This window comes from Canicola haemoglobinophilus, assembly GCF_002015075.1.
Taxonomy (GTDB): domain Bacteria; phylum Pseudomonadota; class Gammaproteobacteria; order Enterobacterales; family Pasteurellaceae; genus Canicola; species Canicola haemoglobinophilus.
In genome coordinates, this window is the sequence record NZ_MUXZ01000009.1 from 13,495 (window position 1) to 30,117 (window position 16,623).

31 protein-coding genes are annotated in these 16,623 nt (G+C 37.8%); 22 read left to right on the top strand and 9 right to left on the bottom strand.

The features are described 5' to 3' along the window. Nucleotides 1–29 precede the first annotated feature (29 nt). Nucleotides 30–947: a hypothetical protein gene (locus B0186_RS03995; protein WP_078218106.1), complete on the top strand. Its 918-nt coding sequence runs from the start codon at nt 30–32 to the stop codon at nt 945–947. A gap of 289 nt (nt 948–1,236) precedes the next feature. Further along, nucleotides 1,237–1,434: a hypothetical protein gene (locus B0186_RS04000; RefSeq protein ID WP_078218107.1), complete on the top strand. Its 198-nt coding sequence runs from the start codon at nt 1,237–1,239 to the stop codon at nt 1,432–1,434. Here the strand turns inward: B0186_RS04000 and B0186_RS04005 are convergent. From B0186_RS04005 to B0186_RS04015, 3 genes are all read right to left on the bottom strand, one after another. Further along, nucleotides 1,421–1,612, bottom strand: coding sequence for a hypothetical protein (locus tag B0186_RS04005; RefSeq protein ID WP_078218108.1), 192 nt, complete (start codon nt 1,610–1,612; stop codon nt 1,421–1,423). The two genes, B0186_RS04000 and B0186_RS04005, sit on opposite strands and share 14 nt — an antisense overlap. A gap of 32 nt (nt 1,613–1,644) precedes the next feature. Then, nucleotides 1,645–1,914 (bottom strand): hypothetical protein, encoded by a 270-nt coding sequence (locus B0186_RS04010; protein ID WP_078218109.1) that lies wholly within the window; start codon nt 1,912–1,914, stop codon nt 1,645–1,647. 280 nt (nt 1,915–2,194) lie between these two features. After that, nucleotides 2,195–2,443, bottom strand: a complete 249-nt coding sequence (locus tag B0186_RS04015) for a hypothetical protein (RefSeq protein ID WP_078218110.1) — start codon at nt 2,441–2,443, stop codon at nt 2,195–2,197. A 263-nt stretch (nt 2,444–2,706) separates the two neighbouring features. On the opposite strand from B0186_RS04015, the gene B0186_RS04020 reads away from it, so the two are divergent. Next, complete coding sequence (locus tag B0186_RS04020) at nt 2,707–2,982, top strand: type II toxin-antitoxin system RelE/ParE family toxin (RefSeq protein WP_078218111.1); 276 nt, start codon at nt 2,707–2,709, stop codon at nt 2,980–2,982. A gap of 9 nt (nt 2,983–2,991) precedes the next feature. Then, on the top strand, nt 2,992–3,282 hold the full coding sequence (locus B0186_RS04025; protein ID WP_078218112.1) for a HigA family addiction module antitoxin: 291 nt from the start codon (nt 2,992–2,994) through the stop codon (nt 3,280–3,282). 95 nt (nt 3,283–3,377) lie between these two features. Here B0186_RS04025 and B0186_RS04030 read toward each other — a convergent pair whose 3' ends face one another. The 3 genes from B0186_RS04030 to B0186_RS04040 form a co-directional block, all read right to left on the bottom strand. Further along, a complete protein-coding gene (locus B0186_RS04030; protein ID WP_078218113.1) occupies nt 3,378–4,514 on the bottom strand; it encodes a hypothetical protein in 1,137 nt (378 codons plus the stop codon). Next, complete coding sequence (locus B0186_RS04035) at nt 4,498–5,016, bottom strand: DUF4365 domain-containing protein (RefSeq protein WP_078218114.1); 519 nt, start codon at nt 5,014–5,016, stop codon at nt 4,498–4,500. The genes B0186_RS04030 and B0186_RS04035 overlap by 17 nt, the downstream gene beginning before the upstream one ends. Before the next feature lie 75 nt (nt 5,017–5,091). Next, entirely contained in the window at nt 5,092–5,751 is a 660-nt protein-coding gene (locus tag B0186_RS04040) for a LexA family protein (RefSeq protein ID WP_078218115.1), read from the bottom strand. Nucleotides 5,752–5,881: 130 nt separating this feature from the next. Here B0186_RS04040 and B0186_RS04045 point away from each other — a divergent pair, with 130 nt between their 5' ends. Both B0186_RS04045 and B0186_RS04050 read left to right on the top strand, forming a co-directional pair. Beyond that, nucleotides 5,882–6,088, top strand: coding sequence for a helix-turn-helix transcriptional regulator (locus B0186_RS04045; protein ID WP_078218116.1), 207 nt, complete (start codon nt 5,882–5,884; stop codon nt 6,086–6,088). 48 nt (nt 6,089–6,136) lie between these two features. Then, nucleotides 6,137–6,589: a phage regulatory CII family protein gene (locus tag B0186_RS04050; protein ID WP_078218117.1), complete on the top strand. Its 453-nt coding sequence runs from the start codon at nt 6,137–6,139 to the stop codon at nt 6,587–6,589. Nucleotides 6,590–6,623: 34 nt separating this feature from the next. Here B0186_RS04050 and B0186_RS04055 read toward each other — a convergent pair whose 3' ends face one another. Beyond that, nucleotides 6,624–7,031: a hypothetical protein gene (locus tag B0186_RS04055; protein ID WP_078218118.1), complete on the bottom strand. Its 408-nt coding sequence runs from the start codon at nt 7,029–7,031 to the stop codon at nt 6,624–6,626. Nucleotides 7,032–7,121: 90 nt separating this feature from the next. Here B0186_RS04055 and B0186_RS11615 point away from each other — a divergent pair, with 90 nt between their 5' ends. Genes B0186_RS11615 through B0186_RS04080 form a run of 7 tightly spaced genes read left to right on the top strand, consistent with a single transcriptional unit; the run spans nt 7,122 to nt 10,952 of the window. Next, nucleotides 7,122–7,277: a hypothetical protein gene (locus tag B0186_RS11615; RefSeq protein ID WP_158077954.1), complete on the top strand. Its 156-nt coding sequence runs from the start codon at nt 7,122–7,124 to the stop codon at nt 7,275–7,277. After that, nucleotides 7,264–8,169, top strand: coding sequence for a DNA replication protein (locus tag B0186_RS04060; protein ID WP_078218119.1), 906 nt, complete (start codon nt 7,264–7,266; stop codon nt 8,167–8,169). Before B0186_RS11615 ends, B0186_RS04060 begins: the two co-directional genes overlap by 14 nt. Continuing rightward, complete coding sequence (locus B0186_RS04065; protein WP_078218120.1) at nt 8,169–9,602, top strand: replicative DNA helicase; 1,434 nt, start codon at nt 8,169–8,171, stop codon at nt 9,600–9,602. The genes B0186_RS04060 and B0186_RS04065 overlap by 1 nt, the downstream gene beginning before the upstream one ends. Further along, nucleotides 9,602–10,132 carry a phage N-6-adenine-methyltransferase gene (locus B0186_RS04070; protein WP_078218121.1) on the top strand — a complete coding sequence of 177 codons (531 nt, stop codon included), beginning with the start codon at nt 9,602–9,604 and terminating at the stop codon, nt 10,130–10,132. The genes B0186_RS04065 and B0186_RS04070 overlap by 1 nt, the downstream gene beginning before the upstream one ends. Then, nucleotides 10,129–10,284 carry a hypothetical protein gene (locus tag B0186_RS11620; RefSeq protein ID WP_158077955.1) on the top strand — a complete coding sequence of 52 codons (156 nt, stop codon included), beginning with the start codon at nt 10,129–10,131 and terminating at the stop codon, nt 10,282–10,284. The genes B0186_RS04070 and B0186_RS11620 overlap by 4 nt, the downstream gene beginning before the upstream one ends. Next, nucleotides 10,277–10,537, top strand: coding sequence for a hypothetical protein (locus tag B0186_RS04075; RefSeq protein ID WP_115252446.1), 261 nt, complete (start codon nt 10,277–10,279; stop codon nt 10,535–10,537). The genes B0186_RS11620 and B0186_RS04075 overlap by 8 nt, the downstream gene beginning before the upstream one ends. Further along, nucleotides 10,527–10,952: a recombination protein NinB gene (locus B0186_RS04080; RefSeq protein ID WP_078218123.1), complete on the top strand. Its 426-nt coding sequence runs from the start codon at nt 10,527–10,529 to the stop codon at nt 10,950–10,952. The genes B0186_RS04075 and B0186_RS04080 overlap by 11 nt, the downstream gene beginning before the upstream one ends. A 72-nt stretch (nt 10,953–11,024) precedes the next feature. Here B0186_RS04080 and B0186_RS04085 read toward each other — a convergent pair whose 3' ends face one another. After that, nucleotides 11,025–11,480, bottom strand: a complete 456-nt coding sequence (locus B0186_RS04085) for a type II toxin-antitoxin system HicB family antitoxin (protein ID WP_078218124.1) — start codon at nt 11,478–11,480, stop codon at nt 11,025–11,027. Nucleotides 11,481–11,508: 28 nt separating this feature from the next. Further along, a complete protein-coding gene (locus tag B0186_RS04090) occupies nt 11,509–11,691 on the bottom strand; it encodes a type II toxin-antitoxin system HicA family toxin (protein ID WP_078218125.1) in 183 nt (60 codons plus the stop codon). A 154-nt stretch (nt 11,692–11,845) separates the two neighbouring features. Between B0186_RS04090 and B0186_RS04095 the strand changes: the two genes are divergently transcribed. From B0186_RS04095 to terL, 9 genes are all read left to right on the top strand, one after another. After that, nucleotides 11,846–12,433, top strand: a complete 588-nt coding sequence (locus B0186_RS04095; protein WP_078218126.1) for a recombination protein NinG — start codon at nt 11,846–11,848, stop codon at nt 12,431–12,433. Beyond that, nucleotides 12,423–12,884 (top strand): antiterminator Q family protein, encoded by a 462-nt coding sequence (locus B0186_RS04100; protein ID WP_078218127.1) that lies wholly within the window; start codon nt 12,423–12,425, stop codon nt 12,882–12,884. The genes B0186_RS04095 and B0186_RS04100 overlap by 11 nt, the downstream gene beginning before the upstream one ends. Nucleotides 12,885–13,027: 143 nt before the next feature. After that, a complete protein-coding gene (locus B0186_RS04105) occupies nt 13,028–13,327 on the top strand; it encodes a hypothetical protein (RefSeq protein WP_328587425.1) in 300 nt (99 codons plus the stop codon). Next, nucleotides 13,302–13,844, top strand: coding sequence for a lysozyme (locus B0186_RS04110; protein WP_078218128.1), 543 nt, complete (start codon nt 13,302–13,304; stop codon nt 13,842–13,844). Before B0186_RS04105 ends, B0186_RS04110 begins: the two co-directional genes overlap by 26 nt. Before the next feature lie 64 nt (nt 13,845–13,908). Continuing rightward, nucleotides 13,909–14,268, top strand: a complete 360-nt coding sequence (locus B0186_RS04115) for a DUF2570 family protein (protein WP_078218129.1) — start codon at nt 13,909–13,911, stop codon at nt 14,266–14,268. Then, nucleotides 14,252–14,455 (top strand): Rz1-like lysis system protein LysC, encoded by a 204-nt coding sequence (lysC, locus tag B0186_RS04120; protein WP_078218130.1) that lies wholly within the window; start codon nt 14,252–14,254, stop codon nt 14,453–14,455. Before B0186_RS04115 ends, lysC begins: the two co-directional genes overlap by 17 nt. A 78-nt stretch (nt 14,456–14,533) precedes the next feature. Beyond that, entirely contained in the window at nt 14,534–14,689 is a 156-nt protein-coding gene (locus B0186_RS11775) for a hypothetical protein (RefSeq protein WP_169832917.1), read from the top strand. Between the two features lie 15 nt (nt 14,690–14,704). After that, complete coding sequence (locus B0186_RS04125; protein WP_078218131.1) at nt 14,705–15,214, top strand: terminase small subunit-like protein; 510 nt, start codon at nt 14,705–14,707, stop codon at nt 15,212–15,214. Further along, nucleotides 15,168–16,622 carry a phage terminase large subunit gene (terL, locus tag B0186_RS04130; protein WP_235817170.1) on the top strand — a complete coding sequence of 485 codons (1,455 nt, stop codon included), beginning with the start codon at nt 15,168–15,170 and terminating at the stop codon, nt 16,620–16,622. Before B0186_RS04125 ends, terL begins: the two co-directional genes overlap by 47 nt. Nucleotide 16,623: the final 1 nt, after the last annotated feature.

The following is a 16,623-nucleotide window of genomic DNA, read 5'->3' on the forward strand; positions in this document are numbered from 1 at the left end:
TCATCATTCTTTACAACAAGGAGATCATAATGTCTTTTTCTAAAAAGCATCTCATTGATAATTTTGTACCATTTTTATGCTTTTCACTATTTTCATTTTCACTCCTGATTATATTATTAGATTTCACAATGTTTTATAAGGGGGTGAATAGTTTAGATTTATTTCTTTTTTCTGTTCGCCGAGAGCTTACATCTCCTATATTAGGAGTATGCTTTATTCTTGTCTTGTTCATAACATTAAACTTTATTGTTAATAAAGTATATGCATTTCTAAATCTTGATTCAAAAAGCAAAGAGAATATATTTATCTCTTTATCTGAGATTTCAAAAGAAATTTCGCATACCCAAGAAAGAATTAATGCCATAGAAAATGGTGATATAAAAAATCTTGTTTTAAGTAAAGCTCAAGAGCTCATAAATGATGATTTAAAAAAACAGTTTGTGAACGATGTATCTCTTGAGAATTTTAGAGAAAATAAATTAAAAACTTTAAGTCGAGTTTATGATGCTATTGAATTGCATAATAGAAAGTCATTAGTTAATTTGTTGTTAGGTATCTCATCTGGAATTATAGGCATTGGAATATTAGCTTTTTATCTCACTTTATTTCCTACTAAGACATATATTAGTTTATTGGAATTTGCTAGTGAAGGATTACCTAAGTTTTCCATTGTATTGATTATTGAGTTTTTCTCTTTCTTTTTTCTGAGATTATATAAAAAAGGGCTTGAAGATGTTAAATATTTTCATAATGAAGCCACTAGTATAGAGCATCGATTTATTGCAATTGAGATTGCTCTTTTTTCTAAGGGAAAAGATACATCAATAGAAAATTGTATTAATAATCTAATCTCTTTTGAAAAAAACAAACCGGAATATAGAGAAAAAGAGCAAGAAAAATATTCAATAGACTATTTAAGTAAAATGTTAGATATTTTAAAAAAATAGATAAGTCTTATTTCTTTTTTAAAAAACAAAATATTGCAAATAATAGAATCATAAGCGAACAGCCAAATAAAAAACCTAATACTGAGCTAATAAAAATAGCCCCTTCACTTGAAAGGATGTTCATTTTTCTTTCCTTATAAAAAAGCCCACGTCTTAGGTGGGCAAACGGAGTTTTACTATGTCAATTCGGTGCGGTTTTTTTACGAGAACCGCAAAACTCGCCTTATTGTCTCTCACAACACTAAGGAATATAATTTAATCTCTCACAACACAAAATAAGGATTAAATTATGAATAAATTAATGTCAGAAAAGCTAGCTATCCAATTTGCTAACAAAATTATTGAAAATAGCCCAACAACTATTTTTAACGATAGCAGCTTCAATCTTGAAGATAAGGCTAAACAGCTAAGCAATTTCATTTCTGCATTGGCTAAAAATTTTGAAAGCAACCTTTCTGAATTTAACAATATACCTAAGCTTGATTAATTAGCTTGATTGCTTCAATCAAGTCTTTAGCAAGTTCACTTGAATATAAACAAGTTAAATTGATAGCATTTTTCAATACAGCCTCTTTGATTTGTTCTTTATCACATTCAGATAGGCTGTTTTTTACTACCACTAATTCCAAATTTTCAGGATTTCCTGATTGTTCATTATTTTTCATAGTTAGTTTCCTCTTTTTATGCCATTAAATCTTTATCTCGGCTCTTTAAAGCCTAATCTGCGTTTTTCTTTTGCTCGCACTGTTGGCGCTTTATTTGTTTTCTTGTTGCAGTTGTAATTGGTAATATCAACTCGTTTGCGAGATTTGATAAATCCGCAAATAGTCGCTTGATTGCAAGCACTTTCAACTCGTCTTGGTGCTTTGGGGCTGACTTCTGCTTTCTGATTTGCTCTGCGTGCTTTGGTGGATTTGTTGTAATCCACGCCACGCAAGGTTTTTAATTTTCTGTTGCTCATATTCATCTTCATCTCCTATTAGCTATTACACAGCACATTTGTCTAACGTTCTCATCGAGAGCTAGCTTTCTCTTTGGTGTCCGTAAATGCACTGTGTAATAGCAAATCGGTGGTTTTCTGCGGTGCTTTCCGCCGTAGGTAGGGGCTAACCATAACGCTGACCTACTTATTCAATCTGTTAAAGAGCAATTTTAACTTCCGCCTTTTTGTTAAAATAAGTGCGGTTGTTATTTTAGGTTTAGAACCTTTACTCAAGCCCTTGAGTTAAGGGCTTTGATAAAAATTCTTAGTGAGAATGTTGAGCTAACCATTCAAATCCATTTAATCGTCTTTCAAAATAAGATTTAATTTCTACACTACTGATAATCAATTCTGCAATTTTGTCTGCTGGAGTGGCATTAAGTAACACAAGCATGTTTTTTATAATTTCAATCATTTTTAAATTGTCTTTCTTGCAACCAATGCTCATAGTTTTCTCAAAATCTTTAAATTCAGCCATTGCACTATTTAATTCTGTTTCTGTTACTTTGTTCATCTTGTCTTCTCCGTTTGTTTTGATGCGGTTATTATCACTGTTTGTGATTTATATGTCAACAACAATATGTGATTATTTTTATTTATTTATTTCGATTTGTGATTATTTTATTGATTTACAAGGAAATTTATTTTTAAAATTTTTTGATTAATTGCTGAAAATGTGAGCAAGATCACAGAAAAAAAGAAAGTGCGGTAGGGATTTTGCCTTATTCTTTTATTTGTGATATATTTACATCACGTTTAATAGGTGGGTTTATCATTATGATTAAAAGTTTCAAGCATAAGAGCTTAAAACTTTATTTCGAAAAAGGTATTACAAAAGGCATTCAGCAAAAACACCAACGTAAATTAGATGGTATCCTTGATTTAATTGATTGTGCTGAAACTGTGGAAGAGTTTATGCCATTTTATCAGTGCCATGAATTAAAAGGTGATCGAAAAGGTGTTTATTCCATGGTCGTCAATGGTAACTGGCGGATTACTTTTGAATTTATTAATGGTGATGCCTATATTTTAAATTATGAAGATTATCATTAGGGGGAAATTATGCGTAAACCAGCACATCCAGGTCAAATATTACTTGATGGATTTATTGAGCCTAACAATATAAAAATTAAAGATTTGGCAGAACATTTAGGCTTTTCACGAGAAACGTTATCAAGAGTCTTAAATGGAAAAACACCAATAACAACAAACCTGGCATTGAGTTTAGAGGAGGCAGGTATTGGCAGTGCTAAGTTATGGTTAAATCTACAAACAAAGTATGATTTGTGGGAAATTAAACAGCATAGAACAAGCCTTGTTACACCTTATCTTTTGGTATCAAACTATGCTTAAAGTGCGGTGGGATTTTGCTAGGTTTATAGTAGTAAGGAGTAGTTAATAGTAGATTTTAGGGAAATAAAAACCGCCACAAGGGCGGTTGTATGTTCTTAGCTTAAAACGCTAAATGATGTTAAGTTTTGCAATCGACCGTTCTTTTTATTTATATGTAAATCTTTCCCGATGCATCGTGCTTTCTTACCTTCAGAGTGGGCTTTTATTGCCGCTTGGTATTGTTCCGCGTTTAAATCTATCCGAATAGTTTTATTTTTGTTTTGGATCGACGTGCTGATTAAGATAAAACCACCTTGTTCTAAATGAGCTGAGGTATTGCTTATAATTGTCCCTATAATATCTACATTTGGCAATGTGAACTCTTCTCGATAATATTTCGCAGCAATATCTACAATTTCTATTTCATCTTTACTGAAATTAACACTGAAATCCGAGTTGATATTTGGGTCGATAATATCACCTGCTTTAAGAGAAATTTCCACTTTTCTCTGCATGTGCGAACCACTTAACTTTGCAAGAGCATTACATAGATTGTAACTTACTCCGTCGGTAATTAACGGAGCAAAGATAGTTGGATCTCTATCAAACTCTGAAATAGCTTCTTTTAATTTACTTATACTTTTTAGTAAATTATGCGTTACCCCGCGAGCAAATGAGAAGGAAGTACTAAATTCTGAGTTTTCTATCTGATTACTTTGAACATTTTCAACTGGGTAGGATAATTCTATGATATAACTTCCAATGCTAGTTTGCCCTAGTCTAACATTGTTCATAAAATCTTTAACTGATTGACCACCTTCATTAACTCTGTAATTCACTTTTGGGTTTTTAGCTGATTGTGCGATAGAGTGGATAAGGTTTTTCGCATTTTCAAATAAGATAACGCCATCGGATAAAGGAATAGTTCCATCTTTGACACTTTCATCTTGGACTCGGATATAGATTTTATCCTCATAGCTTATCAATATATCATTAATGATTTGATCAATACTGCGTTGTTCAATATCAGATAAATCTTTTAATGCATTCCATATATGTCGAAGATATGTGGTTTTATCTTCTAAGTTTTCATTTAGTGGTAATGATAATCCATCAGATTTATCAGCTGTGTACCATAGGCTTGCTTTTTCTAAATTGCTTGGATTGCTCCAGTTTTTATTTGTTAGATATTGAGAGAATAGAGCAATAGAGATATTCTCTAATTTTGCTTTTATCTTACTGTTGATGAACATAAGCTTCTCCCGAACGAGCAGAGTCTAATAATTTAGGCAAAGAATGGATATCAACAATTTGGTTAGTAGGAATTTTTACTGTTTTTGTTCCTTGCCCAACTGGTAAATCTTTAAAATTTTGTAATGATAGCCAATAGCAACGATATTTAAAAGCACAAAATTTCTTTTTTTGCCTTATCCATTGAGAGCATTTCTTGGGAAGCTCTAGTACAAACAGGTATCTTGGATCACTATCGCAGATACGTAAGTCGTCATAGTTTTTACGATCCAATGTAAAGGAGATATATTCACCTTGCTTTTGTAGTGCTGATGTGGCTTTTAATTGGATGGAAACCCTTGAGCGTGACGCTTTCCCTAACTCAAAGGGATATTTCGCACAAATTTCTATATCAACGCTATCATCATCTACTTCCAATGTTGCAGTATTAAAACCACAAGCAGATGCTATTGCTCTTATAACAGCGACATTAAATTGTTCCATTCTTGCTGTGTGATGCATCATTCTTAGAACCTTAATTTCATATTATAGGAATAGTTCAAGCCACATTTCCACTAACCAATAAACCCCAACCTTACTTTACAAACAACTCCTATGCTCAACGGCTTTGCCGATAATACTAATCTTATTGCTTTTACTGCTTAATGTGCCAAAGCTATCATTTAGGGGAACGAGGTTAAAATGTTTATTCCCGTGTTCGTCCACTTCGCCCGTTTCTTTGTATTTTTTAAATGTGGCTTCGCCATCTTCGTTAAGTGCGGCAACAAAATCCCCTGGATTTGGGTATATATCAGGATCGATTAATACCATATCCCCTTCTTGAAAGCGTGGAGCCATAGAGTTTCCGACAATTTTTAAATAAAATGCGTTGCTACTTGCTTTGACTTGGGAGGAGATCATCTCATATAGGCTTTCTTCATCGGTATTTGTCAGTAAATTGACTTCTGTAAAGTAACCTGCTTGTACAGGGCTAAGCAGTGGGTAGTGAAAAGATCTAATTATTTCTACTGGAATTGCATTACTAAATGCTAATTCTGCGGCTGTAATGCCAAGAGCTTTTGCTAGCACCTCAATATCTTCTAAGCTAGGCTCTCTTGCATCTGTTTCATAATTTCCTATGCGAGATTGACCCCACGCACGATCTCTTTTATCCAAGCGTCCACACATTTCTGCAAACTCTTTCTGATTAACGCCCATTTTTATTCTTAATTCTTTAATACGTTGACCCAATGTAGTCATAAATTACCTCTCTTATATTCTCGCTAATAATATCACGTTACGTTATGAAATAAAAAATTCACAATGTGATTGATTGTTATCACTTAATGTGATTTAATATTCTTTGTTTTAATCACAAAAGGAGATTTGAATGAATAATCTTGCTAGAGCGAGGGAGGCTATTGGAATAACTCAAGCCAAACTTGGTCAAGAGGTTGGATTTAGTCAAAGCCGAATTGCTAATTATGAGTTAAACCTTAGAAAACCATCATTAAATGATGCAAGACGTATTGTAAAAGCACTTAATGATTTAGGTTCAAACGTTTCTCTTGATTATGTTTTCCCCGCTGAAAACTAATCTACTCCCACTCTTTGAATAAATCTTCAAGAAAAGGAACAAATTTTAATGAATAGCAAAGAGATCCAGCGGTTATTACACCGAGATTGTAAGAATAGTTCGGGTGGAATTACGTCCCTTGCTTATGCGTTGGATAAGTCCCCGAATATCTTAAGTAATAAGTTAAATATTGATTGTGAGCAAAATCAGTTGAGCTTTATTGAAGGCTTGGAATTGATGGCAATGGTGCGTAGTCGTGCCACTTTAGCAGCGATTGCAGCGGAGCAAGGTTATTTACTTGTACCCATCCCTGAATGTCAGCGTTCAGGAATGGATAAGCTTAAAGAAGTGTTAAGCCTTTCCGCTCAAGCGGGGAAATTGTGTGGCGAATATAGTCGTTCCATTTCTGCAGAATCAGATTTAGGCGAGCAGTTATCCATATCAGAAAAACGAACATTATTAGACATTTTGAACCGCTTGCAAGATAGCGTGCAGTGTTTGAAATGGGATTTAGGGCAATAAAAAGCCACTGAACAAACGGAGAAATTAAATGCGGTTAGGGCAACGAATTAAAAATACGTTCAAATTCACCCATTTTAAACATGCTGGACCATTTACAGCTTCCACATTGGAAAGGGAAACGAACAAAACTCGCACTAGCAACTTTGAAACAGTTGGGGCAATACACCGCTTTGATGTAGCCAGTGGAGGTTTTTTTAAATGCCGCACCATGTTCAAAGATAAATTGTTCCGCTGTGCGATAACTCGCTATTTCATTCTCCAGTGCGGTGCATTTTGCTTTAGTCTCGGTCAGTTCTTTTTGAGTCGATTCGTAGGTATATCGGAGTATTTCAATCTGATCCTTGAGGAGAGCAACACGCTCAGCCAAGACGCTGTTAGTTTCCATTCCAGAGAGGATATCAAGAGTAGTTTTAGCGGAGGAGAAAATGGTCGCAATATCCATAAAAAACCTCATCAATAGTCAGTTTATGGTAAGCAATTTATATAAAAAGCCACTGTTGGCGCAGTGGCAATGATTTAAGGAAAAATCGCTATGAATATTAATCTTAATGAAAAACAAAGTCAATCGCAGAATGGGCGATTTAATCGACCTGTACGAATTGATGTATTAATCCAAGATTATATAGAACGTGTTTTATACGCAAGGTTAGCAAAGCTCGATAAGGAGATTTTTGATGAAGGCAAGTGAACTTTTAAAACAAACAGGTCGATCTATCGCATATAGACCAAAGCTAGCTAAATTATTTGGCGGTGTAACCGCAGAAATTTTCTTTGAGCAGATTTTTTATTGGCAAGATAAAGCGGAAAACGAAGCGCTAGGCGTTTATAAAACGCAAGCAGAGCTTGAAGAAGAAACTGGGCTAACTCGTAAAGAACAGGAGACAGCACGTAGAAAGCTGCGTGAACGTGGCGTATTAATTGAAACGCATAAACGTCTTGAACATCGCATTTATTTCAAGATTGATATGGAAAAACTTGATGAACTTTTAGCTACATTGGCGAATGAACAAGATGAACATTCCCCAATGCCCGAAAGGGACATTGGAGACAGCCCGAAAAGTACATTCGTTAATACACTAGATTACAACACTAGATTACATAACATAAAAAATATTAATTCATCTAGCGATGAATTAATAAAAAAATCGGCAAAAGCCGATGTTTTGCCTGAGGAACAAGTCGAGAATTTTGACGTTTCTGAAGAAATTCAAGTTCAGACACAAAATCAATCTCCTGAAAATTCAGTCTTGGTCTTGGATAAAAAATCTCATGGCAAAAAATCCCCAATCAAAATCGATTATCAAGCTGTGATGGATGCTTACAACCAAGCGAATAGCGAGACGGGTGGTCGGTTGCCTTATGCTCAATCCTTGACGGAAAAACGAAAGCGAGCCATGAAAAAATTACTCACTGAGCACTTGAGCAAGCCAACGCTGGAATGTGCAGTGAATTATTTTGAGCGGTTATTTGAGCTTTTGCGCCCGTTTCATGTTGGCGAAGGTGAACGCGGTTGGAGAGCTAATTTTGATTGGGCTATTCGTGGTGAAACCGTCGTGAAAGTACGTGAGGAAGCATTGTGATGACGTTAGCAAAAATTATCCCGAACAATGTTGATGCGGAACAAGCGGTACTGGGTGGCTTGATGTTGGATAGTACAAGTGAGCGTGCTGCAAAAGTTTTTTCGATGTTGAAACCTGAAAGTTTTTATACCTTCGAGCATGGCAAGATTTTTTCTGAGATGTTGTTTCTGGCAAAAAATAATCAGCCTATTGATTTGATGACCATGGATAGTCGCTTGACAGCAACAGGCAATGCAGAGCAATTAGGCGGTTTTGCTTACCTTGCAGAGCTTGCCAACAATACACCAAGCGCAGCCAATATTTTAGCCTATGCAGCCCTGGTGCGAGATGCCGCGATTAAGCGTTTTGCGATTAAAAAATTACAGGATTGTGAGGCGTTGATGTTTGCGCAAAGTAACTTATCTGCCACAGAACGCATCGATGCTATCAGTCGTTTAATGGCGGAAATTGCTGACTATGGACGCACTGGAAAATCTGCTGGGTTACGTTCATCTCGTGAGGTGGGCAATGAGTGGCTGAATGAATTTGAGTTACGTCGCAATGAGCCTGAATTAGTGCGTGGATTATCCACAGGATTGACCGCACTTGATGATTTGTTGGGTAAAAAATTATTGGTTAAACAGTCTTTAGCTGTGGTAGGCGCAAGACCAAAGGCAGGGAAAACCGCGTTTTATTCGTTGATTGCGGGCAATTGCGTTATGCGTGAGAAAAAAACAGCCTTGCTGTTTAGCCTTGAGATGTCTGCAACACAAATTTTTGAGCGTATGTTAGGGCAGACCACTAATGTCAACACTGATGTGTTTTATCTCAGCGACAAAGAACTTGCGCAATATAACATGACGACACAGCAGTTATTCGGCAAGGTCACAAGCGCTATGGGTCAATTAGTGCAAGATGATTTGTTGTATATCGATGATACGCCTAACGTGTCAATGGCACATATTCGCAATGAATGTCGTCGTATTAAACGTGAGCGTGGCGAGATTGGTTTAATTGGGGTGGATTATTTGACCTTGATGAAAGCGGAAGATGCAGAGCGTAACGATTTAGCTTACGGGAAAATCACTAAGGAATTAAAAGCACTTGCTCGTGAAATGGATTGCGTAGTCTTGTTGCTTACTCAGCTTAATCGAAATCTTGAAAATCGTGCGGATAAACGCCCACAGCCAAGTGATAGTCGTGATACAGGTCAAATAGAGCAAGATTGTGATTATTGGTTCGGGTTATACAAAGAAAGTGTTTATAACTCCGATGCAGACAAGCAACTTACCGAAGTGATTGTACGGTTAAATCGTCATGGTGGAACAGGTGTGGTTTATGCCGATCAACGTTTTGGTGCAATGTTTAATTGTGACCAACAAGATGCTGAACGTAGAGCCATGATAGGTAAGCCAGCACCTAAGCAGAAAAGTTATCCGAAGGGGGATTTTTGATGAATTTTGACAAAGACGCTTACCGCACGCCAAGTTATGTTTTTAAATGGCTAGAACGCTTGTTTTACTGGTTCCATTTAGACGGCTGTGCGAATGAACATGATGCCATGTGCCATCGTTGGATTGGCAAAGGTAGTCACATTGCAGAAGATTTTCTGGCAGATGATTTACTTGAACGCTTGATTGATGAAGTGGTTGATCAAGCGGACCTATTACGTATTTTCGTCAATCCACCTTACAGCAACCCTTTGCCATTTGTGCAGCGTGCAGCGGAGCTGATGAAAGCAGGTCATTTAGTTGTGATGTTGTTACCAGCGGATAAATCAACCAAGTGGTACAAGGTAATCCAAGATAATGCCACGGAAGTGATCGACATTATCGGTGGGCGTATCAACTTCATTCACCCAGTAACAGGCGAAGAGGTGAAAGGTAATAACAAAGGCTCAATGGTGGCGGTGTTCGATCCGTTTATGCGAGGGTTTGTGACTCGTCAGGTGAGCTTGGATTTTGTGAGAGAGTGTGGGGAATGAACCAATTTCAAGAACAGAATAAGCGAAAAATCATTCAAATTACCACGGCAAGAGGGGAATTAACCGCATTATGCAACGATGGCACGGTGTGGCTGTATGATTTTGAAGGCTATTGGGTGAAATGTGAGGATATACCGCAAGATGATGAGTAATTATCAAATCCCGACTAAATGCCCTAAGTGCGGTGGTGAATTATCAGATTGTTGGGACGGTGAGCCTGTGAGTGCGTTTGTGGGCGAATGGAGCGATGACCGTTTTCGTTGTGAAGGGCATTTAATTGAAGCAAAAGACGATGTGTTTACGGACGGGAAAGGAAATCGTATTGCGTGGTACAACTGCACGAAATCTTGTGGTTATTTTGGGTTAGAGGATTTTGGCGTGGAGTATCGGGAAGATGACGAATAAACATCAATTCTTCCTTCGCTCTGAGCAAATCAAGGCGAATTGCCAGAATGTGATTGCTCAATTACCGACAAATAACGAAAAACCGCTTGTCGTCAAAATACAGCCACTTACTCGTTCACTTGAACAAAATGCCAAGTTGCACGCAATGTTGTCTGATATTGCCAACCAGTGCGAATTTCAGGGCAAAAAACGAGATATTGATACATGGAAAACGATTTTTGTATCAGCTCATAAAATTGCAAAGGGTGGACAAGCAGAAATGGCGATTGGGCTTGAAGGTGAAGTAATTAACTTGCGTGAGAGTACGGCTCAAATGGGCGTAAAGCGTATGGCAAGCCTAATTGAATATATAACCGCTTGGGGCGTTGAGAACGGCGTCCATTTTAATGATAAGTATGGAGTTTGGGGACGTTAAAAACCGCACTAAGTGCGGTCTGTTTTGGGGAAATTCTTACGCTAACAGGGGAGCTGTTAGGCGTAGGGGGAGTTAGACTCTTTCCATTCCTGCGTAGGTGCTAGCAAAAAGTTCTTTTTGTGCAGCTACAGCAAGGAAGTGACTGCGGTCACGATAGAGCGAATTATTGGCAACACGATTGTCAATGTTATTTAACAAGTATTGCGGAATGCTGATATTGATCCGCTGTTTCTTACCAAAGAAATTCGATACATCAATATCAACTAATAACCACGATTGGCAATGTGCATAGTCTTCTTGTTTTTGATATTCAGCAAAACCAAGATCTTTGATTTGGGAAAAATCAAAACCTGTTTCTGCCATATCTTCTAAAACTAAATGAATAGCATCCGTCACCATAGGCAAAATATCTTTGACCTCATCGGCTGCACTGATGCAATTATACAAGTCGTTAGAAAGGGCTGGCACATATAAACCAATCGCTGTGTTTTCATCGGTAGGCATATCAACGCCGATAGTAAATAACATAAATAGCTCCTTTTAAGCTCGGCGGCGCTTAAAGCCCCGCCGATTTTTTGATGGATTTCAAAGTTCCGATTGCTAACTCTTTTTTCGGGTGAGGAACTGGGAAAGTTTTCCCTGTTTTCGGTGAGTACCAGATTTGGTGATCACCTTTACCCATTCGCTTGAGATAACAACCATTAGCTTTGAGCTCCTTGATTAAGTCACTTGAGGTCATTTATTTCTCCTGTTGTCTTAATCTGGGAATGATTATACACACAAAATACACACAATGCAAGAGTTATTTATTCAAAAAGAGAAAAATACACAACATAAAATTTATTAAAGTTTGTTTTGAATTGCAGTTGATATGTTTTTACATTGGGGGTGAGATGAGTTTTGGGCGAAATAAGCCGTTTAATCGGAAATGCAAGATTTGTGGAAATAAATTCAAGACGAATTTTAGCAATGTGCAATGGTGTTCAGCAGAGTGTGGTGTTGCTTTGGCGAAAATAAAAGTGGATAAGGAAAGGGAGAAAGCAAGGTTAAAACGTGAGAAAGAGGATAAGGCACGAATTAAGGCGGTTAAAGAGCGGTTAAAAAGTCGTGCTGAATGGTTAGCGGATTTGCAGAAGGTTTTTAATCAGTTTATCCGCTTGCGAGATAAGGATTTACCTTGTATTTCATGCGGTCGCTATCACCAAGGGCAATGGCACGCTGGGCATTATCGTAGTGTTGGTGCTTGCCCTGAATTGAGGTTTGATGAGATGAACGTCCATAAGCAATGTTCTGTTTGTAACAATTATAAAAGCGGTAATTTGACGGAATATCGTCTCAATTTGATCAGAAAAATTGGCGAGGCAGAAGTTGAACGCTTGGATAGAAAAGATCATCCGCCATTAAAGCTCTCAGTTGATGAGATCAAGGCGTTAATTAAGGTTTATAAGGCGAAGGTGAGGGAGTTGCAGGATGGCAGATAGATTGTTAGAAGAGCCAAAACAGGAATGGATTGAGAACTTGCTGAACCTTTGGGGTGCTTGGGCGTTTAGTGGGTTGGATTTTGATAGTCGTATGAATATGTTAGCTAAGCTGATGATGAAAGCCGATCCAAATCGTATTACTGTGCCTGTGCGTGAGATGTGCGATGATGATTTGGGCTTGGTGATTAGCTCGGTGATTGGTTATTGTATTAAAAATCCTTGCCCGCAGGATTTTAAGTATCTCGAAGCTAAATATGTGTATGGGTTGTCGGTGTATGCGATTGCGAAGTATCAGTGGCAAAAGGATAAATCAATTTCTCGAAATGGTTGGTATAAGCGAGTTACAGAAAGTATAAAAGACTCAGAATGGGTTGTTGCTAAGTTTCTCGATCTTGCTATTAAAAATCACAAAGATGTCGCTAAATTGCAAAAATATGCTTTTAACTTGTAAAAAGGTATTGAATTTGGTGGTGAATTCATATAATATATCCGTAATGCTGGACATCGTATAAGTGATGTTCACCGAATGAATTTTCACAGCCCTGAGCAGAAATGCTTGGGGCTTTTTATTACCTCAAAAAAGCGAGGTGATGTATGAGTAATATTATGAGAGATTCGGCTACACAAAGTTATTTATGGAATGGTTTAACTGGTTGGCTTGCATGGCTTGGTGATCAGCAAAATCTAATGTTGATTAGTTTGGCATTGGGGATTTTAACCGCTCTTGTGAATATGTATTCAAAATTCAAAGAAAGAAAAATCAAACTCCGCCAAGAAGAAAGGGAAGAGGAAAAACACCGACTTGAAATGCAACAGCTTAGAGAGTTGGGTGAGTTGAAAAAACAACAATTACAAAGAGGGTTGCGAGATGAGCCGATTAAAAACAGCGGGTAAATATGGCATTGGTGTATGTTCTGTTGTTGCCATTATTGGCTTGATGCAGCACCAGTTTGGTAATGAATTTCGTACAAGTGAAAAAGGGTTAGAAATTATTGGCAATGCCGAAGGTTGCAGACGTGATCCTTATATTTGCCCTGCTGATGTTTTAACCGTTGGTATTGGGTCGACCGAATATAGCGGAGAACTCATTAATCCTAATAAACGTTATTCAGATTTAGAAATTGCAGAACGTTGGAAGAACGATATTAAGATTGCGGAGCGTTGCGTTAATCAATATGCAAAGGGCTATTACATTCCGCAAGGTGTATTTGATGCAGCTACATCACTAACTTTTAATGTGGGTTGTGGTGCTACGAGTAAATCCACTATGTTTCGCAAAATCCGCAAAGGTGATTATGTTGGAGCTTGTAATGAATTATCTAAATGGGTTTATTCAAGCGGTCGTAAATTACGAGGTCTTGAAATCAGACGTGAGAAAGAGCGGTCATTATGCCTTAAGGGGATAAGATGAATTATTTACCGAGTGTCTGTTTATTCGCATTTGCAGGTTATATGGCAATAAAAGGAGGTGGACCATGGGGATGGTTTCTATTTTTAGGACTGTTGGTTTATCCGTGTCGCATAGAATAATTATTGTATTGCTAACGGTGATTTTGGGCTTGGGGGTATGGTCGTGGCGACAGTCTCAGATGATAAGTAGCTTACAGGCTACGAACCAAGCTCAAGCCCAAACTATTGAGCAATTGAACAAAACGAATGAACAATTGAACAATCAGCTTATCGCAGAGCAAAAAGCTATTGAACAACAGCGAGAACTGGCAAATCAATTCAAAAGCCAAGCGGAGAGCAAGCGTGAGAAAGTTAGAGTTATCTTTAAAGACAATCAATGTGCTAACACTGACTTGCCTAGCGGTGTCATTGAGCAGTTGCAGTAGCCAGGTTAAAACGCAGTATTTATTCCCACCACAAGCCTACACAATCCCTTGTGAGCGGTCAGATTTTAGTGGTAGGACCTATGGTGATGCTATTGAGCATTTAATTAAGGTCATGGCTGAAAGAGATTTATGTGCAAGTCAGATTGATAAAATTCGAGAATGGCGGATTGAGAATGCACAGCATTGAGAGGTAAAAAATAAACCTTAAACATTTGCGGTGTTTAGGGTTTTTCATTCCAACTTCCTATACAAGAAGGAACGAGATGTGGAAATTATTACATTTTTAACCGTAACCATCAAGGAGATACTTATGGAATATGGTTTATGGCAAATAAGCCTTGCGGTAACGTTGCCTATTTTGGCTTTCGTTTCCCCTAAACTTGTAAATGCGATTGCAAATTTATTAAATGCTTTAAAGTAAAAAGGATTAACCACAATGCCAAAGAAAGACGAGGTTAAATCCACGTCTAAGGGGCGTGGTGAGAACAATAAAAAGAAAACAGGGCGACCATCATCTTATATGCAAGAAGTTGCAGATGATATTTGTATGTTGCTTTCCCAAGGAGAGAGTTTACGCAAGATTTGTGAGCGACCAGGTATGCCTGCTCAATCTACAATTTATCTATGGTTGCAAGAAAATGATCAATTTTCGGAGCAGTACGTGCGCGCACGCGAGAGCCAAGCAGATTTTTTGCTTGATGAAATTTTAGATATTGCCGATTGTGCTACGCCTGAAGACGTACAAATTGCTAAATTAAGAGTGGATAGCCGCAAGTGGTACATTACTAAAGTTGCTCCTAAAAAATATGGCGATAAAGTCACTCAAGAAATTTCAGGTGTAGATGGAAGTGCGGTAAAAATTGAAATGAAAAAAGAAATCGATCTTTCGGTGTATTCAGATGATGAACTTAGACTTCTTAGAGAGCTTAAGCGAAAGCAACCTTAGTAATGAGTTAGCTCGTAGAAATTTGATTGATTTCACTACACAAACCAACCCCGATTTCATTACAGGCTGGTTTAACAAAATTATTGCTCGTGAGCTACAACAATTCTATCAAGATGTTGTTGACGGCAAACAGCCTCGCTTAATGATTTTTGCCCCTCCTCGAAGTGGTAAAAGTGAATTATTTAGTCGTCGCTTTCCAGCATGGGCATTTGGCAAAAATCCTGATTTACAGATGATTGCTTGTTCTTATTCTGCTGATTTAGCTAGCAGAATGAACCGAGATGTGCAACGGATTATGGATGATGAAAGTTACCTCGATATTTTTCCTCAATCCTCGTTAAATAATAAACGAATTGCAAAAATTTCAGGTCAAGCACTTAGAAACAGTGAGATTTTTGAGATTACAGGACACAAAGGTGCTTATCGTTCTGCTGGTGTGGGTGGTGGTATTACAGGGATGGGGGCAGATATTGCCATCATTGACGACCCCGTTAAAGATGCCAAAGAAGCTAATTCTCAAACGGTAAGAGATAGCGTGTGGGATTGGTACACCACTACCCTTTATACTCGCTTATCACCTAAAAGCGGTGTGTTATTAGGTATGACCCGATGGCACGAAGATGATTTAGCTGGGCGATTGTTGCAAGAAATGGAAAATGGCGGTGATCAATGGCGTGTTATTTCATTTCCAGCAATCGCAGAGCAAGATGAGGAATATCGAAAAGAAGGTGAGCCATTGCACCCTGAGCGTTTTGATTTAGAACGACTCATGAAAATCAAAAATGCGGTAGGTTCGCACACATGGACCGCACTTTATCAACAACGCCCTACCTTAAAAGGTGGTGGTTTAATTAAAGGCGATTGGTTTGCACGCTATAAAATCCCTCCAATTATTCGAATTAAGGCAATTTATGCGGATACTGCACAAAAAACCAAAGAGCATAACGACTACTCTGTTTTCTTAGTTGCTGGTAAAGGTAATGATGGCAAGGTTTATATTCTCGATTTAATTCGTGGTAAATGGGAAGCACCTGATTTAGAACGCACGCTAAAAGATGTGTGGGCTAAACACTCTGCTATTCGTGAAACTGGTGTGCTAACAAAGGCAAACATAGAAGATAAATCGAGTGGCACAAGTTTAATTCAGAACATCAGACGAAATAGTCGCATTCCTATCAGCCCTGTTCAGGTTGATAGCGATAAATATACTAGAGTGCTTGGTGTGCAAGGTTATATCGAAAGTGGCTATGTTTGCTTGCCTGAAAATGCTCCATGGGTAGCTGATTTTATCGCTGAATGTGAGGCATTTACCGCAACAGATAGTCATAAGCATGATGATCAAGTAGATGCTTTAGTTATGGCTATTTCTGATTTACTTGGTAAGTCAAAATCCCTACTGGACTGTTAAT

Excerpts from the sequence above, each read along its gene's own strand:
- B0186_RS03995 (WP_078218106.1), top strand. The coding sequence starts at position 30 with ATGTCTTTTTCTAAAAAGCATCTCATTGATAATTTTGTACCATTTTTA.
- B0186_RS04000 (WP_078218107.1), top strand. The coding sequence starts at position 1,237 with ATGAATAAATTAATGTCAGAAAAGCTAGCTATCCAATTTGCTAACAAA.
- B0186_RS04005 (WP_078218108.1), bottom strand. The coding sequence starts at position 1,612 with ATGAAAAATAATGAACAATCAGGAAATCCTGAAAATTTGGAATTAGTG.
- B0186_RS04010 (WP_078218109.1), bottom strand. The coding sequence starts at position 1,914 with ATGAATATGAGCAACAGAAAATTAAAAACCTTGCGTGGCGTGGATTAC.
- B0186_RS04015 (WP_078218110.1), bottom strand. The coding sequence starts at position 2,443 with ATGAACAAAGTAACAGAAACAGAATTAAATAGTGCAATGGCTGAATTT.
- B0186_RS04020 (WP_078218111.1), top strand. The coding sequence starts at position 2,707 with ATGATTAAAAGTTTCAAGCATAAGAGCTTAAAACTTTATTTCGAAAAA.
- B0186_RS04025 (WP_078218112.1), top strand. The coding sequence starts at position 2,992 with ATGCGTAAACCAGCACATCCAGGTCAAATATTACTTGATGGATTTATT.
- B0186_RS04030 (WP_078218113.1), bottom strand. The coding sequence starts at position 4,514 with ATGTTCATCAACAGTAAGATAAAAGCAAAATTAGAGAATATCTCTATT.
- B0186_RS04035 (WP_078218114.1), bottom strand. The coding sequence starts at position 5,016 with ATGATGCATCACACAGCAAGAATGGAACAATTTAATGTCGCTGTTATA.
- B0186_RS04040 (WP_078218115.1), bottom strand. The coding sequence starts at position 5,751 with ATGACTACATTGGGTCAACGTATTAAAGAATTAAGAATAAAAATGGGC.
- B0186_RS04045 (WP_078218116.1), top strand. The coding sequence starts at position 5,882 with ATGAATAATCTTGCTAGAGCGAGGGAGGCTATTGGAATAACTCAAGCC.
- B0186_RS04050 (WP_078218117.1), top strand. The coding sequence starts at position 6,137 with ATGAATAGCAAAGAGATCCAGCGGTTATTACACCGAGATTGTAAGAAT.
- B0186_RS04055 (WP_078218118.1), bottom strand. The coding sequence starts at position 7,031 with ATGGATATTGCGACCATTTTCTCCTCCGCTAAAACTACTCTTGATATC.
- B0186_RS11615 (WP_158077954.1), top strand. The coding sequence starts at position 7,122 with ATGAATATTAATCTTAATGAAAAACAAAGTCAATCGCAGAATGGGCGA.
- B0186_RS04060 (WP_078218119.1), top strand. The coding sequence starts at position 7,264 with ATGAAGGCAAGTGAACTTTTAAAACAAACAGGTCGATCTATCGCATAT.
- B0186_RS04065 (WP_078218120.1), top strand. The coding sequence starts at position 8,169 with ATGACGTTAGCAAAAATTATCCCGAACAATGTTGATGCGGAACAAGCG.
- B0186_RS04070 (WP_078218121.1), top strand. The coding sequence starts at position 9,602 with ATGAATTTTGACAAAGACGCTTACCGCACGCCAAGTTATGTTTTTAAA.
- B0186_RS11620 (WP_158077955.1), top strand. The coding sequence starts at position 10,129 with ATGAACCAATTTCAAGAACAGAATAAGCGAAAAATCATTCAAATTACC.
- B0186_RS04075 (WP_115252446.1), top strand. The coding sequence starts at position 10,277 with ATGAGTAATTATCAAATCCCGACTAAATGCCCTAAGTGCGGTGGTGAA.
- B0186_RS04080 (WP_078218123.1), top strand. The coding sequence starts at position 10,527 with ATGACGAATAAACATCAATTCTTCCTTCGCTCTGAGCAAATCAAGGCG.
- B0186_RS04085 (WP_078218124.1), bottom strand. The coding sequence starts at position 11,480 with ATGTTATTTACTATCGGCGTTGATATGCCTACCGATGAAAACACAGCG.
- B0186_RS04090 (WP_078218125.1), bottom strand. The coding sequence starts at position 11,691 with ATGACCTCAAGTGACTTAATCAAGGAGCTCAAAGCTAATGGTTGTTAT.
- B0186_RS04095 (WP_078218126.1), top strand. The coding sequence starts at position 11,846 with ATGAGTTTTGGGCGAAATAAGCCGTTTAATCGGAAATGCAAGATTTGT.
- B0186_RS04100 (WP_078218127.1), top strand. The coding sequence starts at position 12,423 with ATGGCAGATAGATTGTTAGAAGAGCCAAAACAGGAATGGATTGAGAAC.
- B0186_RS04105 (WP_328587425.1), top strand. The coding sequence starts at position 13,028 with ATGAGTAATATTATGAGAGATTCGGCTACACAAAGTTATTTATGGAAT.
- B0186_RS04110 (WP_078218128.1), top strand. The coding sequence starts at position 13,302 with ATGAGCCGATTAAAAACAGCGGGTAAATATGGCATTGGTGTATGTTCT.
- B0186_RS04115 (WP_078218129.1), top strand. The coding sequence starts at position 13,909 with ATGGGGATGGTTTCTATTTTTAGGACTGTTGGTTTATCCGTGTCGCAT.
- B0186_RS04125 (WP_078218131.1), top strand. The coding sequence starts at position 14,705 with ATGCCAAAGAAAGACGAGGTTAAATCCACGTCTAAGGGGCGTGGTGAG.
- terL (WP_235817170.1), top strand. The coding sequence starts at position 15,168 with ATGATGAACTTAGACTTCTTAGAGAGCTTAAGCGAAAGCAACCTTAGT.